This window comes from Enterobacter cloacae complex sp. IR53030 (assembly GCF_049238365.1).
In the GTDB taxonomy this organism is placed as follows: Bacteria; Pseudomonadota; Gammaproteobacteria; order Enterobacterales; family Enterobacteriaceae; genus Enterobacter; species Enterobacter kobei.
In genome coordinates this window covers 20,442-38,345 of record NZ_JBMKHA010000032.1, presented here as the reverse complement: position 1 = coordinate 38,345, position 17,904 = coordinate 20,442, and the positions used below count along the sequence as shown (strand labels likewise).

Annotated in this window: 29 protein-coding genes; 6 read left to right on the top strand and 23 right to left on the bottom strand. The window is 50.9% G+C overall.

What is annotated here, in order from left to right; genetic code table 11:
- The first annotated feature begins 241 nt into the window (after positions 1–241).
- Positions 242–796 carry a gamma carbonic anhydrase family protein gene (locus tag ACOTXR_RS23040; protein ID WP_014885455.1) on the top strand — a complete coding sequence of 185 codons (555 nt, stop codon included), beginning with the start codon at positions 242–244 and terminating at the stop codon, positions 794–796.
- Here ACOTXR_RS23040 and ACOTXR_RS23035 read toward each other — a convergent pair.
- Genes ACOTXR_RS23035 through dprA form a run of 6 tightly spaced genes read right to left on the bottom strand, consistent with a single transcriptional unit; the run spans position 772 to position 4,556 of the window.
- Positions 772–1,020 carry a DUF1488 domain-containing protein gene (locus tag ACOTXR_RS23035; protein ID WP_014885456.1) on the bottom strand — a complete coding sequence of 83 codons (249 nt, stop codon included), beginning with the start codon at positions 1,018–1,020 and terminating at the stop codon, positions 772–774. The genes ACOTXR_RS23040 and ACOTXR_RS23035 overlap by 25 nt on opposite strands.
- A complete protein-coding gene (aroE, locus tag ACOTXR_RS23030; protein WP_014885457.1) occupies positions 1,017–1,835 on the bottom strand; it encodes a shikimate dehydrogenase in 819 nt (272 codons plus the stop codon). Before aroE ends, ACOTXR_RS23035 begins: the two co-directional genes overlap by 4 nt.
- Positions 1,836–1,839: 4 nt before the next feature.
- On the bottom strand, positions 1,840–2,412 hold the full coding sequence (gene tsaC / locus ACOTXR_RS23025; RefSeq protein ID WP_014885458.1) for an L-threonylcarbamoyladenylate synthase type 1 TsaC: 573 nt from the start codon (positions 2,410–2,412) through the stop codon (positions 1,840–1,842).
- On the bottom strand, positions 2,405–2,959 hold the full coding sequence (locus tag ACOTXR_RS23020; RefSeq protein WP_014885459.1) for a type I DNA topoisomerase: 555 nt from the start codon (positions 2,957–2,959) through the stop codon (positions 2,405–2,407). The genes tsaC and ACOTXR_RS23020 overlap by 8 nt, the downstream gene beginning before the upstream one ends.
- A 27-nt stretch (positions 2,960–2,986) precedes the next feature.
- Positions 2,987–3,460: a DUF494 family protein Smg gene (gene smg, locus ACOTXR_RS23015; RefSeq protein ID WP_008503477.1), complete on the bottom strand. Its 474-nt coding sequence runs from the start codon at positions 3,458–3,460 to the stop codon at positions 2,987–2,989.
- Complete coding sequence (gene dprA / locus ACOTXR_RS23010; protein WP_014885460.1) at positions 3,432–4,556, bottom strand: DNA-protecting protein DprA; 1,125 nt, start codon at positions 4,554–4,556, stop codon at positions 3,432–3,434. The genes smg and dprA overlap by 29 nt, the downstream gene beginning before the upstream one ends.
- 128 nt (positions 4,557–4,684) lie before the next feature.
- Between dprA and def the strand changes: the two genes are divergently transcribed.
- From def to mscL, 5 genes are all read left to right on the top strand, one after another.
- Positions 4,685–5,194, top strand: a complete 510-nt coding sequence (gene def, locus ACOTXR_RS23005) for a peptide deformylase (protein ID WP_006812188.1) — start codon at positions 4,685–4,687, stop codon at positions 5,192–5,194.
- A 25-nt stretch (positions 5,195–5,219) separates the two neighbouring features.
- Positions 5,220–6,167: a methionyl-tRNA formyltransferase gene (fmt, locus tag ACOTXR_RS23000; protein ID WP_047028195.1), complete on the top strand. Its 948-nt coding sequence runs from the start codon at positions 5,220–5,222 to the stop codon at positions 6,165–6,167.
- Between the two features lie 51 nt (positions 6,168–6,218).
- Positions 6,219–7,505, top strand: coding sequence for a 16S rRNA (cytosine(967)-C(5))-methyltransferase RsmB (rsmB, locus tag ACOTXR_RS22995; RefSeq protein WP_058690799.1), 1,287 nt, complete (start codon positions 6,219–6,221; stop codon positions 7,503–7,505).
- Between the two features lie 22 nt (positions 7,506–7,527).
- Positions 7,528–8,904, top strand: a complete 1,377-nt coding sequence (gene trkA / locus ACOTXR_RS22990; protein WP_014885463.1) for a Trk system potassium transporter TrkA — start codon at positions 7,528–7,530, stop codon at positions 8,902–8,904.
- Positions 8,905–9,050: 146 nt separating this feature from the next.
- A complete protein-coding gene (gene mscL / locus ACOTXR_RS22985) occupies positions 9,051–9,461 on the top strand; it encodes a large-conductance mechanosensitive channel protein MscL (RefSeq protein ID WP_014833515.1) in 411 nt (136 codons plus the stop codon).
- On the opposite strand, the gene ACOTXR_RS22980 is transcribed toward mscL, so the two are convergent.
- From ACOTXR_RS22980 to rpsN, 17 genes are all read right to left on the bottom strand, one after another.
- Positions 9,462–9,677, bottom strand: a complete 216-nt coding sequence (locus ACOTXR_RS22980; protein WP_014885464.1) for an alternative ribosome-rescue factor A — start codon at positions 9,675–9,677, stop codon at positions 9,462–9,464.
- 57 nt (positions 9,678–9,734) lie between these two features.
- Entirely contained in the window at positions 9,735–10,160 is a 426-nt protein-coding gene (gene zntR, locus ACOTXR_RS22975; RefSeq protein WP_014885465.1) for a Zn(2+)-responsive transcriptional regulator, read from the bottom strand.
- 2 nt (positions 10,161–10,162) lie between these two features.
- Complete coding sequence (locus tag ACOTXR_RS22970; protein WP_014885466.1) at positions 10,163–10,531, bottom strand: DUF1992 domain-containing protein; 369 nt, start codon at positions 10,529–10,531, stop codon at positions 10,163–10,165.
- Between the two features lie 107 nt (positions 10,532–10,638).
- Positions 10,639–11,022: a 50S ribosomal protein L17 gene (gene rplQ / locus ACOTXR_RS22965; protein ID WP_001216368.1), complete on the bottom strand. Its 384-nt coding sequence runs from the start codon at positions 11,020–11,022 to the stop codon at positions 10,639–10,641.
- A 40-nt stretch (positions 11,023–11,062) separates the two neighbouring features.
- Positions 11,063–12,052: a DNA-directed RNA polymerase subunit alpha gene (locus ACOTXR_RS22960; protein ID WP_002919219.1), complete on the bottom strand. Its 990-nt coding sequence runs from the start codon at positions 12,050–12,052 to the stop codon at positions 11,063–11,065.
- Between the two features lie 25 nt (positions 12,053–12,077).
- Positions 12,078–12,698 (bottom strand): 30S ribosomal protein S4, encoded by a 621-nt coding sequence (rpsD, locus tag ACOTXR_RS22955; protein WP_003863314.1) that lies wholly within the window; start codon positions 12,696–12,698, stop codon positions 12,078–12,080.
- A gap of 32 nt (positions 12,699–12,730) precedes the next feature.
- Positions 12,731–13,120, bottom strand: a complete 390-nt coding sequence (gene rpsK, locus ACOTXR_RS22950) for a 30S ribosomal protein S11 (protein ID WP_003863312.1) — start codon at positions 13,118–13,120, stop codon at positions 12,731–12,733.
- A gap of 16 nt (positions 13,121–13,136) precedes the next feature.
- A complete protein-coding gene (gene rpsM, locus ACOTXR_RS22945) occupies positions 13,137–13,493 on the bottom strand; it encodes a 30S ribosomal protein S13 (RefSeq protein ID WP_003863308.1) in 357 nt (118 codons plus the stop codon).
- Between the two features lie 146 nt (positions 13,494–13,639).
- Positions 13,640–13,756: a 50S ribosomal protein L36 gene (gene rpmJ / locus ACOTXR_RS22940; protein WP_000868187.1), complete on the bottom strand. Its 117-nt coding sequence runs from the start codon at positions 13,754–13,756 to the stop codon at positions 13,640–13,642.
- Positions 13,757–13,787: 31 nt separating this feature from the next.
- Positions 13,788–15,119 carry a preprotein translocase subunit SecY gene (gene secY, locus ACOTXR_RS22935; protein WP_003863305.1) on the bottom strand — a complete coding sequence of 444 codons (1,332 nt, stop codon included), beginning with the start codon at positions 15,117–15,119 and terminating at the stop codon, positions 13,788–13,790.
- Between the two features lie 7 nt (positions 15,120–15,126).
- Complete coding sequence (gene rplO / locus ACOTXR_RS22930; protein ID WP_014885468.1) at positions 15,127–15,561, bottom strand: 50S ribosomal protein L15; 435 nt, start codon at positions 15,559–15,561, stop codon at positions 15,127–15,129.
- Positions 15,562–15,564: 3 nt separating this feature from the next.
- The gene (rpmD, locus tag ACOTXR_RS22925; RefSeq protein WP_003863301.1) at positions 15,565–15,744 is read right to left on the bottom strand and encodes a 50S ribosomal protein L30; all 180 of its coding nucleotides are present in this window, start codon (positions 15,742–15,744) and stop codon (positions 15,565–15,567) included.
- 6 nt (positions 15,745–15,750) lie between these two features.
- On the bottom strand, positions 15,751–16,251 hold the full coding sequence (gene rpsE, locus ACOTXR_RS22920; RefSeq protein WP_003863299.1) for a 30S ribosomal protein S5: 501 nt from the start codon (positions 16,249–16,251) through the stop codon (positions 15,751–15,753).
- Positions 16,252–16,265: 14 nt separating this feature from the next.
- Positions 16,266–16,619, bottom strand: a complete 354-nt coding sequence (gene rplR / locus ACOTXR_RS22915; RefSeq protein WP_003863297.1) for a 50S ribosomal protein L18 — start codon at positions 16,617–16,619, stop codon at positions 16,266–16,268.
- A gap of 9 nt (positions 16,620–16,628) precedes the next feature.
- Complete coding sequence (gene rplF, locus ACOTXR_RS22910) at positions 16,629–17,162, bottom strand: 50S ribosomal protein L6 (RefSeq protein ID WP_003863296.1); 534 nt, start codon at positions 17,160–17,162, stop codon at positions 16,629–16,631.
- A 12-nt stretch (positions 17,163–17,174) separates the two neighbouring features.
- Positions 17,175–17,567, bottom strand: coding sequence for a 30S ribosomal protein S8 (rpsH, locus tag ACOTXR_RS22905; RefSeq protein WP_006178918.1), 393 nt, complete (start codon positions 17,565–17,567; stop codon positions 17,175–17,177).
- 30 nt (positions 17,568–17,597) lie between these two features.
- Entirely contained in the window at positions 17,598–17,903 is a 306-nt protein-coding gene (gene rpsN / locus ACOTXR_RS22900) for a 30S ribosomal protein S14 (protein WP_003863291.1), read from the bottom strand.
- Position 17,904: the final 1 nt, after the last annotated feature.

Genomic DNA, 17,904 nt, shown 5'->3' with positions numbered 1-17,904 from the left:
TCTCTTCAACCGACCGGGTTGTCTGTGAAGTGATTCACATCTGCCGTGTCGATGGAGGCGCATTATAGGGATCCCATTTTTTAGCACAAGTATTTTTTAGATCTTTTTTTCCAACTGCTGATTTTCCGCGCTTTTCGCTGAAATCCCGCCCGATCTGCTTAAATATTGACGTATTTTGCCTTGCCTCGATCCCATATTATGATCAAAGTCTTCTGTCTAGCGCTCATCCTTAGAGGTAGTTATGTCTACTGTATTACGTCCTTATAAAGATCTGTTCCCCAAACAAGGCGATCGCGTGATGATCGATGCCAGCAGCGTAGTCGTAGGTGATGTCCGACTGGCTGATGATGTCAGTATCTGGCCACTCGTTGCCATCAGGGGAGACGTTAACTCTGTGTCGATTGGCGCACGTACCAATATTCAGGACGGCAGCGTTCTGCATGTCACGCACAAATCCTCTTATAACCCGGAAGGTAATCCACTCATTATTGGAGAGGATGTCACCGTTGGCCATAAAGTGATGCTTCACGGCTGCACTATAGGAAATCGCGTACTTGTTGGCATGGGATCGATTTTGCTGGATGGCGTCATAGTAGAGGATGACGTAATGATTGGTGCTGGTAGCCTGGTCCCGCAGAACAAACGGCTGGAGAGCGGCTATCTCTATCTGGGAAGTCCTGTAAAACAGATCCGCCCCCTGAAGGAGGCAGAGATCGAAGGATTAAAATACTCGGCGAACAACTACGTTAAATGGAAGAATGACTATCTGGATCAGGTTAACCAGACCCAGCCCTGATCGTCTTCCTGCTGGTCGCGGATTAAATCGCTGGCTTCTTCTTCAAGGTCCCAGCGATTTTCACAAAATATGTCTAAAGGATCTGAACCGCCAAAACGACGTAGCAGCGTTTCCCCATGAATGGCACAGGTAAGCTGCATCCCCTGCACCAGCACCGGGAAGCAGACTGCTTGTTTATCCTCATCCCAGCTCTCTCTGTCCGGGAAGTGAATAGCCTGATTCACGCCGAAAGCTCCTGCTTTAACTTTTCTATCACCGGCTCGACTGCAGGTAACACACCATGCCAGAGCAGCACCGCATGCGCAGCCTGGCCCACCAGCATCCCCAGCCCGTCAGCTAACTGTTTCGCGCCATGTTCTTCACACCACATAAGGAAGGGTGTCTTCCCTTTCTGGTAAAACATGTCATAGAAGTACATATGAGAGTTGATAAGAGAAACGGGGATTGCCGGGATCTCACCATTAATGCCGCTGGACGTGGCATTGATGACCAGATCAAATTCACGGTCTTCGAGATCCTCAAGCGCGATGGCGCTCACGCTACCGGTATGGGCAAACAACGCCGCCAGCGCTTCTGCCCTGGAAAAGGTTCTGTTGGTAATGGTCACTGCACAGTCCAGTGAAAGCAGGGGCAACAGCACGCCCCGCGATGCACCACCCGCACCAATCAGCAGAACCCGGAAACCAGGCTTGATAAACGAAAGTCTTTCCAGATCGCTCAGTAAACCAATCCCGTCAGTGTTGTCACCCAGAAGGCGGCCATCCTCAAGCCGTTTTAAGGTATTTACTGCACCAGCAAGTGAAGCACGCTCGGTCAGTTCGTCTGCACGTTCAAATGCCTCTTCTTTAAAGGGAACCGTCACATTCGCCCCTTTGCCGCCCGCAGCGAAAAACGCCTCGAGCGTTGGGATAAATGCATCAACCGGTGCCAGCACGCGACCGTAAGGGTGATCTATCTGCAACTGCTCCGCAAATTGCTGATGGATCAAGGGTGACTTACTGTGTGCAATCGGGTTACCAAAAACAGCATAAGTTTCCATGAGATTACCCCTGGCGAAAACGTTCACCGGTTAATGCGTCGCGAATTTCGGACGGATTCAGGCGCCCTCCCGTCTCGCCGGCAGCAACCGGAAAATCATTCCCGAACTGTGCCAGCACTTCTTCGGTTGTCCGGCACGGAGGTAACCCGGTCAGATTCGCGCTGGTTGAAACCAGTGGTTTACCAAACGCCAGACAAAGCTCAACCACCAGCGGATGGTCAGTGACGCGCACCGCCAGCGAATCAAACCGTCCGGTTAACCAGCGCGGTGTTGTCGGCTGGGCCGGGAAAACGAAGGTCACCGGTCCAGGCCATACGGAGAAGATGGCTTCACGCTGGGCCGGGGTAAGCATGGAATCATCAATGTAAGGTTTAAGCTGCTCATAATTGGCCGCGATTAAAATCAGCCCTTTTTCGACAGGCCGTTGCTTAAGTGCCAGCAATCGGCCAACGGCCGTCTCACTGTCAGGATCGCAACCGACCCCAAAAACAGCTTCAGTTGGATAAGCGATGACTTCTTCTTTTTTCAGTACGTCCACTGCATACGCAATGGAACCTGATGGCAGGTTATTATTCACTGTTTTGATCCGCCGGAACCGGCTTTCCACATTGTTTACTGGCGCAGAAGCGTTTAATGCCTTGCGCGGTTTTCTTCTCGATGAGTAGCGGATAATGGCAATGCACGCAGATACCCGCTACCGGTTTGAAATTGATAACGAACTGGCAGTCAGGGTAACGATCGCAGGAATGGAAAGTCTTACCAAAACGAGAACGACGCTGTACCAGTTGACCACGTTGGCACTGAGGACAGGCAATAGCCGTTTCATCTGGCTTATCAATTTGTTCTGTATGCCCACATTCCGGATAACGGCTACAGCCAATAAACATACCGAACCGCCCCTGACGCAACGCTAATTCACCACCACAGGCAGGACATAACTGCCCCTCCAGAATTTTGACGATATGTCCATCCGCCTGGCTTTTCAGAGGACGGACATAATCACATTCCGGATAGTGTGAACAACCGAGAAACGGACCGTGTTTCCCGGACCGAATAACAAGTTCAGCCCCGCACTGCGGGCAGGGCTCGTTTTTATGCACCGTAAATAGTGCGGATTTGGCCATAACAACTCTTGGTGCTGCACATTTGAATTAATGCAGCATACCTTCATTCACTTCAAAGAGTAATTCTTCCATTTGCTGATAGGCATTTTCACAACCCGGGATATTAAACAGAACCATCAGGATCACCCATTTGAGATCTTCCAGTTCAAATTCTGCCGTATCCAGCGCCATGACGCGCTCTATCACCATTTCTCTCGTTTCGAGGTTTAGCACCTGAATCTGCTCAAGGAATAAGATGAATCCCCGGCAGCTGGCATCCAGCCTTTCACACTCTTCAGCGGTATAGATGCGTACTGACAATGGGTCAGAAGCAAGCTGCATCGGTTCGGCGAGGCCTTCCTGATAATCAGCCAGTTTTTCCAGCCACATCAACGCATTATAGATATCTTCCCGCTCAAACCCCGCATCGGTAAGATCCTGTGTCAATTTGTCCTGATCCACTCGCATTTCTGCTTCGTTATGGATGTAAGTCTCAAACAAATACATCAGTACGTCGAACATGGCATGCCCTCCTTAATCGGACATAGCCGCCGGGTACAGCTGCGATCCACCCTGCTAACTCCAGTTCGAGTAGCTGTGCTACCGTTACTGGCACAGGTTGGCCGGCACGTTCAGCGACAACGTCAACAGGTGTTACCTCATCTCCTACGTTAGCCAGGAGCTTAGGAAATGGCAATGCCACCTTTCCCTGATCTGACGAATAATGTCGCTTTTCGGGATCTTCCTGCAGCCATTGCAACCCATGTTGCAAATTTTCAAGAATATCCCCTACCTCGGTTACCGGCGTTGCGCCCTGCTTTATCAGCCAGTGTGGCCCTTCGCAGCCGGGGTTACCTATCGGACCGGGCAAGGCGAAAACCTCCCGCCCCTGCTCAAGTGCGCACCGGGCCGTGACCAGAGAGCCGCTTCGCACTGCCGCTTCAACGACCAAGACGCCCTGGCTTAACCCGCTGATAATCCGATTACGGCGCGGAAAGTTTGCCGGTCGGGGCTGTGCCGAGAGAGGAAACTCAGACACTATCGCCCCGTCAGATTCAATAATCTGCATCGCCAGAGCCTGATGCCGACGGGGATAAACGCTAAACAGGCCGTTCCCCAGCACGGCCACGCTACGTCCTTTTGCGGACAGCGCAGCGTGATGGGCGACACCGTCAATACCGCAGGCCAACCCACTGGTGATTGTGAAACCGCTTTGTGAAAGCTGTTCGCACAGGATTTTCCCCCACCGCTCACCGTACCATGACGGCGCCCGACTCCCCACCACAGCCAGTTGGACAGTATTAAGTGTCGCTAAGTTACCTTTTACACATAATGCCCCAGGATAATCGGGAATCGTTCGCAGCAAAGGGGGATAAAAGGGATGGTTTGCCGTCAACAAATGATTTCCCGGCATTTCAAGCCACTTAAGGCTTAGCTCCAGTTCACTTTCCTCTAAGGCAAAGAAACGGATAGCCTGTTTTGCTGACAGCCCGGCATCTATGACAGCAGGAACATCTATATTTGTCTGCTTGTGCAACCGTGCAGCGGCTTCCAGCATCCCATCACCACACAGAGAACCCGTGTGGATAAGCCGTAACCATATCTCGGTAGACGTCATCCTTTCCCCCTGCCATAAGCGGCCTGCGCAATCATTGCGATTGGTCACTGATGCTGTCAATCGAACGGGGATTTGTCTAGAATAGAAGTAATATTCTTATCAACTCCTGAACACGACTCTGGAAATTTATGGCAGTTTTGCAAGTGTTACATATTCCGGACGAGCGCCTTCGCATCGTCGCTGAACCGGTTAAAGAAGTGAATGCAGAAATTCAGCGTATCGTCGATGATATGTTCGATACCATGTACGCTGAAGAAGGCATTGGCCTGGCGGCGACCCAGGTAGACATTCACAAGCGTATTATCGTTATCGACGTTTCTGAAAATCGCGATGAGCGTCTGGTGCTGATTAACCCTGAGTTGCTTGAAAAGAGCGGCGAAACGGGTATCGAGGAAGGCTGTTTGTCCATTCCTGAACAGCGCGCTTTGGTGCCACGTGCCGAAAAAGTGAAAATTCGCGCCCTGGATCGTGACGGTAATCCGTTCGAACTGGAAGCAGACGACCTGCTGGCGATTTGTATTCAGCATGAGATGGATCATCTGGTCGGTAAACTGTTTATCGATTACCTCTCGCCGCTGAAACAGCAGCGTATTCGTCAGAAAGTAGAGAAACTGGATCGTTTGCGCTCTCGCGCATAACGTCCCCCCGGATACAAGGATCATCGTGTCTAAAACACTACGTATTATCTTCGCGGGAACCCCTGATTTTGCAGCGCGTCATCTTGACGCGCTGTTATCTTCTGGTCACCAGGTTGTTGGCGTCTTTACCCAGCCGGACCGCCCGGCAGGTCGCGGTAAAAAACTGATGCCGAGCCCCGTAAAGGTGCTGGCAGAAGAGCATGGGCTACCCGTTTTCCAGCCCGCCTCCTTACGCCCTCAGGAAAACCAGCAGCTGGTTGCTGACCTGAATGCCGACGTAATGGTGGTGGTGGCGTATGGTTTAATTCTGCCAAAAGCCGTGCTTGATATGCCTCGCCTGGGCTGTATCAACGTGCATGGTTCCTTGCTCCCGCGTTGGCGTGGTGCTGCACCTATACAGCGCTCCCTGTGGGCGGGTGATGCTGAAACCGGCGTGACAATCATGAAGATGGATGTAGGTTTAGACACGGGCGACATGCTGTATAAGTTGACGTGTCCCATTACGGCAGAAGATACCAGCGCTACGCTGTATGACAAGCTGGCAGATCTCGGCCCAGAAGGGCTCATTAAGACCTTACAGCAGCTTGCTGACAATACGGCGAAGCCTGAGGTTCAGGATGAGTCTCTCGTCACCTACGCCGAAAAACTGAGCAAAGAAGAAGCCCGGATCGACTGGTCTCTCTCCGCCGCTCAACTTGAACGCTGCATCCGCGCCTTCAATCCATGGCCAATGAGCTGGCTGATGATTGATGAGCAGCCCGTGAAAGTCTGGAAAGCGTCAGTGATTAACAGCGTCACAGCAGCTGAACCCGGTACGATTATCGACGCCAGCAAGAACGGAATCCAGGTTGCGACTGCAGAAGGGATCCTGAATCTTGAGTCGTTACAACCGGCCGGTAAGAAAGCCATGAGTGCACAGGATCTGTTAAATTCCCGTCGCGAATGGTTTATACCGGGCAATCGCCTTGCCTGACCCAATATTTGCTTAAAGCCCGGTGTTCCGGGCATTTTTATTTTTACGGTTATGAAAAAACAAAATCTTCGCAGTATGGCGGCGCAGGCCGTTGAGCAGGTCATCGAGCAGGGTCAGTCATTGAGTAATGTCCTGCCTCCCCTGCAACAAAAAGTATCTGATAAAGACAAAGCCCTGCTTCAGGAGCTCTGTTTTGGCGTCCTGCGCACTCTCTCTCAACTTGAGTGGCTCATTAATAAGCTGATGTCACGCCCAATGACCGGCAAACAGCGCACCATACATTATTTGATTATGGTGGGTTTTTATCAGCTTCTTCATACCCGAATCCCCCCTCATGCCGCACTGGCTGAGACGGTGGAAGGTGCCGTTGCGATTAAACGTCCTCAGTTGAAAGGGTTGATCAACGGTGTACTGCGTCAGTTCCAGCGACAGCAGGAAGAGCTGCTGGCTGAATTTACGCAAAGCGAAACACGTTACCTGCATCCGGACTGGCTTCTGAATCGCCTTAAAAAGGCGTATCCACAACAATGGCAAAACATTGCCGAAGCCAATAATCAACGTCCACCGATGTGGCTGCGCGTTAACCGGAATCATCATATCCGCGATGCCTGGCTGAGCTTGCTCGAAGAGGCCGGAATGAGTGGATTCACACATGATGCCTATCCTGACGCCGTGCGTTTAGCTTCCCCTGCACCGGTACATGCTTTACCCGGTTTTGATGAAGGCTGGGTGACCGTACAGGATGCCTCTGCTCAGGGTTGTATGACTTTCCTTGAGCCGAAAAATGGCGAGCAGATCCTCGATTTGTGCGCAGCACCAGGCGGAAAAACAACGCACATTCTGGAAGTGGCTCCGCAGGCCAGCGTGATGGCAGTCGATGTTGATGAGCAGCGTCTTTCACGCGTCTACGATAACCTTAAGCGTCTGGGTATGAAGGCACAGGTTAAGCATGGCGATGGACGCAAACCCGCAGAATGGTGTGGTGAAACACAATTCGATCGTATTTTGCTGGATGCCCCTTGCTCTGCAACCGGTGTTATTCGCCGTCACCCCGATATCAAGTGGCTGCGCCGCGATCGTGATATCAAGGAACTTGCCCAACTGCAATCGGATATTCTTGACGCCATCTGGCCGCATCTAAAACCTGGTGGAACGCTGGTCTACGCGACCTGCTCCGTGCTGCCGGAAGAAAACAGCCAGCAAATCGCGGCCTTCCTTAAACGCACTCCGGACGCTACGCTGCGTGATACGGGAACACCTGAAAACCCGGGTCAGCAGAACCTGCCGGGTGCGGAAGAGGGTGATGGCTTCTTTTACGCTAAGCTAATCAAAGAGTGATGTTGAGAACAGGTCACAAGATATGAAGATTATCATTCTGGGCGCAGGACAGGTTGGTGGAACGCTGGCAGAAAACCTGGTTGGCGAAAACAATGACATCACTATTGTTGATACCAACGGCGATCGTCTGCGCGTATTGCAGGACAAGTTTGACCTTCGCGTTGTGCAGGGTCACGGTTCGCATCCGCGCGTTCTGCGCGAGGCTGGCGCTGACGATGCCGACATGCTGGTTGCGGTCACCAGTTCTGATGAAACCAATATGGTGGCTTGTCAGGTGGCCTATTCGCTTTTCAACACACCAAACCGAATCGCGCGTATCCGCTCTCCGGACTATGTTCGCGATGCCGAGAAACTGTTTAATTCAGAAGCGGTTCCAATCGATCATCTCATCGCGCCTGAACAACTGGTTATCGACAATATCTATCGCCTGATCGAATATCCAGGGGCACTGCAGGTGGTGAACTTTGCCGAAGGGAAAGTCAGTCTGGCTGTAGTTAAGGCTTATTACGGTGGGCCATTGATTGGCAACGCGTTGTCCACCATGCGCGAACATATGCCCCATATTGATACGCGCGTCGCCGCTATTTTCCGTCACGACAGACCTATCCGCCCGCAAGGCTCTACCATCGTCGAAGCTGGCGATGAGGTCTTCTTTATTGCTGCCTCTCAGCATATCCGTGCGGTGATGAGTGAGCTACAGCGTCTCGAAAAGCCTTATAAACGTATTATGCTGGTCGGCGGCGGCAATATCGGCGCGGGTCTCGCGCGCAGGCTGGAAAAAGACTATAGCGTGAAATTGATCGAGCGCGATCAACAGCGTGCTTCTGAACTGGCGGAGAAGTTGCAAAATACGATCGTATTTTATGGCGATGCGTCGGATCAGGAGCTGCTGGCAGAAGAACATATTGATCAAGTAGATCTTTTTATTGCCGTCACTAATGATGACGAGGCGAATATTATGTCTGCCATGCTCGCCAAGCGTATGGGGGCAAAGAAGGTCATGGTGCTTATCCAGCGTAAGGCTTATGTTGATCTCGTTCAGGGCAGCGTTATTGATATTGCCATTTCACCGCAGCAGGCAACGATTTCTGCCCTGCTTAGCCATGTACGTAAAGCGGACATTGTCGGTGTTTCATCGCTCCGCCGCGGTGTGGCTGAAGCCATTGAAGCGGTGGCGCATGGTGATGAAACCACGTCACGCGTTGTGGGCCGCGCCATCGACGAAATTAAACTGCCGCCAGGCACCATAATCGGCGCTGTCGTGCGTGGGAATGATGTCATGATCGCCAATGATAATTTGCGTATTGAACAAGGCGATCACGTAATTATGTTCCTTACCGATAAAAAGTTTATTACCGACGTCGAACGTTTATTCCAGCCAAGTCCCTTCTTCCTTTAATGAGTCGGGTGCTCGCATACGAGCACCCACGCTTTAACCGCTTAATTCCTGTGCCTTTTATTTTTCATAACGTTTAATTATCCCGAATGGCAAATAGCTAATCATTTGTTAAACTTATAGTCGTCAGCTGGCACAAGGAGAACATAATGAGTTTTATTAAAGAATTTCGCGAATTTGCGATGCGCGGGAACGTGGTTGATTTGGCAGTGGGTGTCATTATTGGTGCGGCATTCGGCAAGATTGTTTCATCATTAGTTGCAGATATCATCATGCCGCCTTTAGGGTTGCTCATCGGGGGCATTGATTTCAAACAATTCGCCTTCACGCTGCGTGAAGCGCAGGGGGATATCCCGGCAGTAGTGATGCATTATGGCGTATTTATTCAGAACGTATTTGATTTCGTGATTGTGGCGTTTGCTATTTTCATGGCTATCAAGCTGATCAACAGACTCAACCGTAAAAAAGAAGAGCCAGCAGCTGCGCCAGCACCAACGAAAGAAGAAGTCTTGCTTACTGAAATCCGCGATCTGTTAAAAGAGCAGAACAACCGCGTTTAATCAGCAAATTAAAGCAGGAAGGCCAGTGGTAAATAAGCGATTCGCTTGCTTGCCACTGGCCTCCCAGTTACCCCGTTTTGCATGTTTGTTTTTACGCAGATAACTTCCCTTCCCTTTTTTATTCTTTTCAACACGCTGTCGAAAAAGCGGGTCGTGAAGTAAGGCCTCAATGGCATTGTCTTTAATTTGTCCCTTCGTATGCTGATAGTGGCTCATCTTTTCTCCTGAGCATGGTTTATGACGACGGAAGTCTAGACCCGGGTGGATTAAAAATCAACATCCCCGCGTTTCTCCACTGGCCCCCTGTTCAAGGGCTTCAAGAATTGAACAATAAATACTGCTATGGGCCGTTCCACAGCAGGCATCATTCAGCCTTTGCAGAGAACGTTGCATGGTTTGCAGCTCCTGAATACGGGCTTCAACTTCATCAAGCCGGGCCTGCACGATGCTTTTTGATTCCTGGCAGGTATGATGTTCAGGATCGATGCGGATCGATAATAACTCGCGGATCGAGTCCAGCGTGAATCCAAGCTGTCGCGCATAGCGTATAAATCTTAAACGCTGTAGATCGTTATCGGTATAAAGCCGAAACCCGCCTTCTGTGCGTACTTCATGATCGATCATCTGCTGCTTTTCGTAATATCGGATAGTATCCGGCGTTACGTTCGCGAGCTTTGCAAGTTCACCGATACGGTACATCGCTACTCCTCGTTTATTTTCTGCATCAATCTTTCACTGTATTCGCCATGCAGAAATTCAGTACTCAACCCGGCCTGACGTAACTTGAGCTCGACAAGGGCAAGCCTGCGGCTAAGTTCAGTATGTCGTGGATCGTCCCGGCGAATACCTTTTAGCAAATCGATAAGTTCAACGGCCTCTCTGCGCTGCTCAAGCTCAGGAGGAAGACAGCCTGCGTTTTTTAGTAAACGGTATCCGGCCCGCAGTTCAGGCGCAATATGCGAATCATCTTCCAGCACAAGAGGTTCGCCGCTTCCGGGGAGATCGTCGAAATCACCTTTATTTTGGGCATCGCGAATATGGCGTTCTGCCCACTGGTCAAGCAACCACATCGTCAGCTCCAGGGGATGAACAGAATTAATACAGACATTGTAGAGAAGTGGGGATACTGCGGATATAAAAAAACCCGCCGAGGCGGGTTTTTTTACGTTACTGCAGATTACTCTGCAGCAGCTTCTGCTTTCTCTGAACGATCAACCAGCTCGATGTAAGCCATCGGCGCGTTGTCGCCTGCACGGAAACCACACTTCAGAATGCGAGTGTAACCACCGGCACGGCTCGCGAAACGCGGGCCCAGTTCGTTAAACAGTTTTGCCACGATCTCGTTATCACGAGTGCGGGCGAATGCCAGACGACGATTAGCAACGCTGTCAGTCTTGGCAAGAGTAATCAGCGGCTCAACTACGCGACGCAGCTCTTTCGCTTTAGGCAGGGTCGTCTTGATGATTTCATGACGAACCAGTGAACCTGCCATGTTGCGGAACATAGCCTGGCGATGGCTGCTGTTGCGGTTCAGTTGACGACCACTCTTACGATGGCGCATGACCTTATCCTTCTCAGTAAAACCTTAACCTGTGATCCGGTTACTCGTCAGCAATGCTTGCTGGTGGCCAGTTTTCCAGGCGCATGCCCAGAGACAAACCACGTGAAGCCAGCACGTCTTTAATCTCGGTAAGAGATTTTTTACCCAGGTTCGGCGTTTTCAGCAACTCAACCTCGGTACGCTGTACCAGATCACCGATATAGTGGATAGCTTCTGCCTTGAGGCAGTTAGCAGAGCGGACAGTCAATTCGAGATCGTCAACAGGGCGCAGCAGGATCGGATCGAATTCTGGTTTCTCTTCTTTCACTTCCGGCTGACGAACATCACGTAAGTCAACGAAAGCTTCCAGTTGTTCTGCCAGGATGGTTGCCGCACGACGAATCGCCTCTTCAGGATCGATTGTGCCGTTGGTTTCCATTTCGATGACCAGCTTGTCCAGGTCGGTACGCTGTTCTACACGCGCTGCTTCAACATTGTAGGCAATACGCTCTACAGGGCTGTAGCATGCGTCGACCAGCAGACGGCCGATTGGGCGCTCATCTTCTTCCGAATGAATTCGGGCAGAAGCCGGCACATAACCACGACCGCGCTGAACTTTGATACGCATGCTAATAGCTGCGTTCTCATCGGTCAGGTGGCAGATCACGTGCTGCGGCTTGACGATTTCAACATCACCGTCGTGGGTGATGTCGGCTGCAGTCACAGGGCCAATGCCAGATTTATTCAGAGTAAGAATAACTTCATCTTTACCCTGAACTCTCACCGCCAGCCCTTTCAGGTTGAGCAGGATTTCAAGGATATCTTCCTGAACGCCTTCTTTGGTGCTGTACTCATGAAGTACACCATCAATCTCAACCTCGGTCACCGCGCAACCCGGCATCGATGAGAGCAGAATACGGCGCAGTGCGTTACCCAGAGTATGGCCAAAGCCACGCTCTAAAGGCTCAAGGGTCACCTTGGCGTGCGTCGAACTCACTTGCTCGATATCTACCAGGCGCGGTTTTAGAAACTCTGTCACAGAACCCTGCATTGTGTCCTCTCTTTGGTACTAAGCTTTACTTGGAGTAAAGCTCGACGATCAGGTGTTCGTTAATGTCCGCAGACAGATCAGAACGTTCCGGCTGACGCTTAAACGTACCTTCCATCTTGCCAGCATCAACTTCCAGCCAGGTTGGCTTTTCACGCTGCTCAGCCAGCTCCAGAGCGGCCTTCACGCGAGATTGCTTTTTCGCTTTCTCACGAATGCTAACAACGTCATTCGCTTTAACCTGATAAGAAGCGATGTTAACAACACGACCGTTTACCATGATTGCTTTGTGGCTAACCAACTGGCGTGATTCAGCACGAGTCGCGCCGAAGCCCATACGGTAAACAACGTTGTCCAGACGACCTTCCAGCAGAGCCAGCAGGTTTTCACCTGTGTTGCCTTTCAGACGTGCTGCTTCTTTATAGTAGTTACGGAACTGACGCTCCAGCACACCGTAGATACGGCGAACTTTTTGCTTTTCACGCAACTGCACACCATAGTCAGACAGACGCGGTTTACGCGCACCGTGCTGGCCAGGAGCTTGTTCAATTTTACACTTGGTATCGATCGCGCGAACGCCAGACTTAAGGAATAAGTCGGTGCCCTCACGACGGCTCAGCTTGAGCTTAGGACCCAAATATCTTGCCATTTTCTATCTCCAACTAACCTAAAAAACGAGCGTTATACGCGACGTTTTTTCGGCGGACGACAACCGTTATGAGGGATCGGAGTCACATCAGTAATATTCGTGATGCGGAAACCAGCGGCGTTCAGAGCGCGAACAGTAGATTCACGACCCGGACCCGGACCTTTAACCATAACTTCCAGATTCTTGATGCCGTATTCTTTTACGGCTTCAGCGCAACGCTCTGCTGCAACCTGAGCTGCGAACGGAGTGGATTTGCGAGAACCACGGAAACCGGAACCACCGGCTGTTGCCCAACCCAAAGCGTTACCCTGACGATCAGTAATAGTAACGATGGTGTTGTTGAAAGAAGCATGGATATGAGCCACGCCGTCAGAGACTTGTTTTCTTACACGTTTACGTGCACGAACTGGTGCCTTTGCCATTATTCAATCACCCCGATTATTTCTTGATCGGTTTGCGCGGACCCTTACGGGTACGTGCGTTGGTCTTAGTACGCTGACCGCGCACTGGCAGACCACGACGATGACGCAAACCGCGATAGCAACCAAGATCCATCAGGCGCTTGATGCTCATGCTGATTTCACGGCGCAGATCACCTTCAACGACAAATTTGGCAACTTCGTCACGCAGCGTGTCGATTTGTTCTTCAGACAGCTCACTGATCTTAACATCTTCAGCGATACCCGCTGCAGCCAGAATGGCTTTAGAACGGGTCTTGCCGACGCCGTAGATCGAAGTTAATGCGATCACAGCATGTTTCTGATCAGGAATGTTAATGCCTGCTATACGGGCCACTATGCACTCCTACTATTTAATATGTACGCACCATGCTGAAAAGCCCGTTTTCAGGATACTCAAATGGAAACGTACAGACATACAAAAGATTGGCTGGCTAATCTAGCCAGCTCAACCCAACTTTGCAAGAAAAATATGCGAAATAATCAGCCTTGGCGCTGTTTATGCTTCGGCTCGGCACTGCAAATCACACGGATGACACCATCACGCTTAACGATTTTGCAGTTACGGCATAATTTCTTGACGGAAGCACGAACTTTCATTTTTACTCTCCGTAACTTCTCAGGCGACCAATTAGCGGCCGTAGCCTTTCAGGTTCGCCTTCTTCAATGCAGACTCATACTGACTGGACATCATCAGAGTTTGCACTTGAGCCATAAAGTCCATAATCACGACAACAACGATAAGCAGTGAGGTCCCACCGAAGTAGAACGGTACTTTCATTGCATCACGCATGAACTCCGGGATCAGGCAGATAAAAGTAATATAAAGCGCACCAACCAAAGTCAGGCGGGTCATTACTTTATCGATATACTTCGCCGTTTGCTCTCCCGGACGAATTCCTGGTACAAATGCACCGGACTTCTTCAGGTTATCTGCTGTTTCACGCGGGTTGAAGACCAACGCCGTGTAGAAGAAACAGAAGAAGATGATCGCAGACGCATAGAGTAACACATAAAGTGGTTGCCCAGGCTGCAAATACAGCGAAATTGTTGTCAGCCAGTTCCAACCAGTACCGCCCCCGAACCATGACGCGATGGTTGCCGGGAACAGAATAATACTGGAAGCGAAGATTGCCGGGATTACCCCCGCCATATTCACTTTCAGCGGTAAATGTGTGCTCTGTGCAGCATAGACACGACGACCTTGCTGACGTTTCGCGTAGTTCACCACAATGCGGCGTTGACCACGTTCAACGAAGACAACAAAGAACGTCACTGCAAATACTAATACTGCAACCAACAGCAACAGGAGGAAGTGCAGGTCGCCTTGACGCGCTTGCTCGATAGTGTGGGCGATGGCTGGCGGAAGACCCGCAACAATACCGGCGAAGATAATGATTGAGATACCGTTACCGATACCACGCTCAGTAATCTGTTCGCCGAGCCACATCAGGAACATCGTCCCTGTGACCAGACTAACAACAGCGGTGAAATAGAATGCAAAGCCTGGGTTTAATACCAGGCCCTGCATACCAGGCATATTCGGCAGACCGGTAGCAATACCGATCGACTGGAATATTGCCAGCACCAGAGTACCGTAACGGGTGTACTGACTAATCTTACGACGTCCAGACTCCCCTTCTTTCTTCAATTCTGCCAGGGCCGGATGAACGACCGTCAGCAGCTGGATAATAATCGATGCCGAAATATACGGCATGATACCCAGAGCGAAGATAGAAGCACGGCTGAGAGCACCACCAGAGAACATGTTGAACATTTCAATGATGGTGCCTCGCTGTTGCTCAAGCAGTTTGGCAAGTACAGCGGCATCGATACCAGGGATCGGAATAAAAGAGCCAATACGGAACACAATCAGCGCGCCGATAACAAACAGCAGTCTGCGTTTCAGCTCGCCAAATCCACCTTTGGCACTTTGAAAATCTAATCCCGGTTGCTTAGCCATCTGCTACTTATTCCTCAATTTTACCGCCAGCAGCTTCGATAGCAGCACGAGCACCTTTAGTAACACGCAGGCCACGAACAGTTACCGGAGTAGAAACTTCACCAGACAGGATCACTTTCGCGAACTCGATCTGAATACCGATAATGTTTGCTGCTTTCAGCGTGTTCAGGTCTACAACGCCGCCTTCAACTTTCGCCAGGTCAGACAGACGGATTTCCGCTGTGATCGCTGCTTTGCGAGAGGTGAAGCCGAACTTCGGCAGACGACGGTACAGTGGCATCTGGCCACCCTCGAAACCGCGACGTACGCCACCGCCAGAACGAGAGTTCTGACCTTTGTGACCACGACCACCGGTTTTGCCGAGGCCAGAACCGATACCACGACCCAGGCGTTTACCCGCCTTTTTAGAGCCTTCGGCCGGAGACAGAGTATTTAAACGCATCTCTTACTCCTCAACTTTAACCATGAAGTAAACCGCGTTGACCATACCACGAACAGCAGGAGTATCCTCGCGCTCAACGGTATGACCAATACGACGCAGACCCAGGCCAAGCAGCGTTGCCTTGTGTTTCGGCAGACGACCGATTGCACTGCGGGTTTGAGTGATTTTAATAGTCTTTGCCATGGTCAATTACCCCAGAATTTCTTCAACGGATTTACCACGCTTGGCAGCGACCATTTCTGGAGAATTCATATTTTCCAGGCCATCAATAGTTGCACGAACCACGTTAATCGGGTTGGTGGAACCATATGCTTTGGCCAGAACGTTATGAACCCCAGCAACTTCCAGAACGGCGCGCATTGCACCACCGGCGATGATACCGGTACCTTCTGAAGCTGGCTGCATGAATACACGAGAACCCGTGTGAACACCTTTAACAGGGTGTTGCAGGGTGCCGTTGTTCAGCGCGACGTTAATCATATTGCGACGGGCTTTTTCCATCGCTTTCTGGATCGCTGCTGGAACTTCACGCGCTTTACCGTAACCAAAACCAACGCGACCGTTACCATCGCCTACTACAGTCAGAGCTGTGAAGGAGAAAATACGACCACCTTTAACGGTTTTAGATACGCGGTTTACCGCGATCAGCTTTTCCTGCAGTTCGCCAGCCTGTTTTTCGATGTGAGCCATCTTACACCTCTACCTTAGAACTGAAGGCCAGCTTCACGGGCAGCATCTGCCAGTGCCTGGACACGACCATGATATTGGAACCCGGAACGGTCAAAGGAAACATTGCTGATGCCTTTTTCCAGAGCGCGTTCAGCAACAGCTTTACCTACAGCTGCAGCGGCGTCTTTGTTACCGGTGTACTTCAATTGTTCTGAGATAGCTTTTTCTACAGTAGAAGCAGCTACCAGAACTTCAGAACCGTTCGGTGCAATTACCTGTGCGTAAATATGACGCGGGGTACGATGTACCACCAGGCGAGTTGCACCCAGCTCTTTGAGCTTGCGGCGTGCGCGGGTCGCACGACGGATACGAGCAGATTTCTTATCCATAGTGTTACCTTACTTCTTCTTAGCCTCTTTGGTACGCACGACTTCGTCGGCGTAACGAACACCCTTGCCTTTGTAAGGCTCAGGACGACGGTAGGCGCGCAGATCTGCTGCAACCTGACCGATCAGCTGTTTATCAGCGCCTTTCAGCACGATTTCAGTTTGAGTCGGACATTCTGCAGTGATACCGGCCGGCAGCGGATGCTCAACAGGGTGTGAGAAGCCCAGAGACAGGCCTACTGCATTCCCTTTGATCGCTGCACGATAACCTACACCAACCAGCTGAAGCTTTTTAGTGAAGCCTTCGGTAACACCAACAACCATTGAGTTCAGCAGGGCACGCGCGGTACCAGCCTGAGCCCATCCATCCACGAAACCATCACGTGGACCGAAGGTCAGAGCGTTATCTGCATGTTTAACTTCAACAGCTTTGTTGAGGGTACGAGTCAGCTCGCCGTTTTTACCTTTGATCGTAATAACCTGACCGTCGATTTTAACATCAACGCCGGCAGGAATGACGACCGGTGCTTTAGCAACACGAGACATTCTTTCCTCCGATTAGGCTACGTAGCAGATAATTTCGCCACCAAGACCAGCCTGGCGCGCTGCACGATCAGTCATAACACCTTTAGAGGTAGAAACAACTGCGATACCAAGACCAGCCATAACTTTTGGCAGCTCATCTTTTTTCTTATAGATGCGCAGGCCTGGGCGGCTGACACGCTGAATGCTTTCTACAACAGCTTTACCCTGGAAATACTTGAGAGTAAGTTCCAGTTCCGGCTTGGTGTCGCCTTCAACTTTAAAATCTTCGATAAAACCTTCTTCCTTCAGCACGTTGGCAATTGCCACTTTCAGCTTGGCGGAAGGCATGGTGACCGCAACTTTGTTCGCGGCCTGACCGTTACGGATACGGGTCAGCATATCCGCGATCGGATCTTGCATGCTCATCTGTCTTTACTCCCGTGATTCAATTGGTAATTACCAGCTAGCCTTTTTCAAGCCTGGCACTTCACCGCGCATGGCGGCTTCACGCAGTTTGATACGGCTCAACCCAAACTTGCCCACATAACCATGTGGACGACCTGTTTGACGACAGCGGTTACGCTGACGAGACGGGCTGGAATCACGCGGCAGAGACTGCAGCTTGAGAACCGCATTCCAACGATCTTCGTCGGAAGCGTTCACATCAGAAATGATCGCTTTCAGTTCAGCGCGTTTAGCGAAGAATTTATCAGCTAAAGCTACGCGCTTTACTTCGCGTGCTTTCATTGATTGCTTAGCCATT

Coding starts and splice junctions, on each gene's coding strand:
- ACOTXR_RS23040 (WP_014885455.1), top strand. CDS start 242: ATGTCTACTGTATTACGTCCTTATAAAGATCTGTTCCCCAAACAAGGC.
- aroE (WP_014885457.1), bottom strand. CDS start 1,835: ATGGAAACTTATGCTGTTTTTGGTAACCCGATTGCACACAGTAAGTCA.
- ACOTXR_RS23020 (WP_014885459.1), bottom strand. CDS start 2,959: ATGGCCAAATCCGCACTATTTACGGTGCATAAAAACGAGCCCTGCCCG.
- smg (WP_008503477.1), bottom strand. CDS start 3,460: ATGTTCGACGTACTGATGTATTTGTTTGAGACTTACATCCATAACGAA.
- dprA (WP_014885460.1), bottom strand. CDS start 4,556: ATGACGTCTACCGAGATATGGTTACGGCTTATCCACACGGGTTCTCTG.
- def (WP_006812188.1), top strand. CDS start 4,685: ATGGCAGTTTTGCAAGTGTTACATATTCCGGACGAGCGCCTTCGCATC.
- rsmB (WP_058690799.1), top strand. CDS start 6,219: ATGAAAAAACAAAATCTTCGCAGTATGGCGGCGCAGGCCGTTGAGCAG.
- trkA (WP_014885463.1), top strand. CDS start 7,528: ATGAAGATTATCATTCTGGGCGCAGGACAGGTTGGTGGAACGCTGGCA.
- mscL (WP_014833515.1), top strand. CDS start 9,051: ATGAGTTTTATTAAAGAATTTCGCGAATTTGCGATGCGCGGGAACGTG.
- ACOTXR_RS22980 (WP_014885464.1), bottom strand. CDS start 9,677: ATGAGCCACTATCAGCATACGAAGGGACAAATTAAAGACAATGCCATT.
- zntR (WP_014885465.1), bottom strand. CDS start 10,160: ATGTACCGTATCGGTGAACTTGCAAAGCTCGCGAACGTAACGCCGGAT.
- ACOTXR_RS22970 (WP_014885466.1), bottom strand. CDS start 10,531: ATGTGGTTGCTTGACCAGTGGGCAGAACGCCATATTCGCGATGCCCAA.
- rplQ (WP_001216368.1), bottom strand. CDS start 11,022: ATGCGCCATCGTAAGAGTGGTCGTCAACTGAACCGCAACAGCAGCCAT.
- ACOTXR_RS22960 (WP_002919219.1), bottom strand. CDS start 12,052: ATGCAGGGTTCTGTGACAGAGTTTCTAAAACCGCGCCTGGTAGATATC.
- rpsD (WP_003863314.1), bottom strand. CDS start 12,698: ATGGCAAGATATTTGGGTCCTAAGCTCAAGCTGAGCCGTCGTGAGGGC.
- rpsK (WP_003863312.1), bottom strand. CDS start 13,120: ATGGCAAAGGCACCAGTTCGTGCACGTAAACGTGTAAGAAAACAAGTC.
- rpmJ (WP_000868187.1), bottom strand. CDS start 13,756: ATGAAAGTTCGTGCTTCCGTCAAGAAATTATGCCGTAACTGCAAAATC.
- secY (WP_003863305.1), bottom strand. CDS start 15,119: ATGGCTAAGCAACCGGGATTAGATTTTCAAAGTGCCAAAGGTGGATTT.
- rplO (WP_014885468.1), bottom strand. CDS start 15,561: ATGCGTTTAAATACTCTGTCTCCGGCCGAAGGCTCTAAAAAGGCGGGT.
- rpmD (WP_003863301.1), bottom strand. CDS start 15,744: ATGGCAAAGACTATTAAAATCACTCAAACCCGCAGTGCAATCGGTCGT.
- rpsE (WP_003863299.1), bottom strand. CDS start 16,251: ATGGCTCACATCGAAAAACAGGCTGGCGAACTGCAGGAAAAGCTGATC.
- rplR (WP_003863297.1), bottom strand. CDS start 16,619: ATGGATAAGAAATCTGCTCGTATCCGTCGTGCGACCCGCGCACGCCGC.
- rplF (WP_003863296.1), bottom strand. CDS start 17,162: ATGTCTCGTGTTGCTAAAGCACCGGTCGTCATTCCTGCCGGCGTTGAT.
- rpsH (WP_006178918.1), bottom strand. CDS start 17,567: ATGAGCATGCAAGATCCGATCGCGGATATGCTGACCCGTATCCGTAAC.
- rpsN (WP_003863291.1), bottom strand. CDS start 17,903: ATGGCTAAGCAATCAATGAAAGCACGCGAAGTAAAGCGCGTAGCTTTA.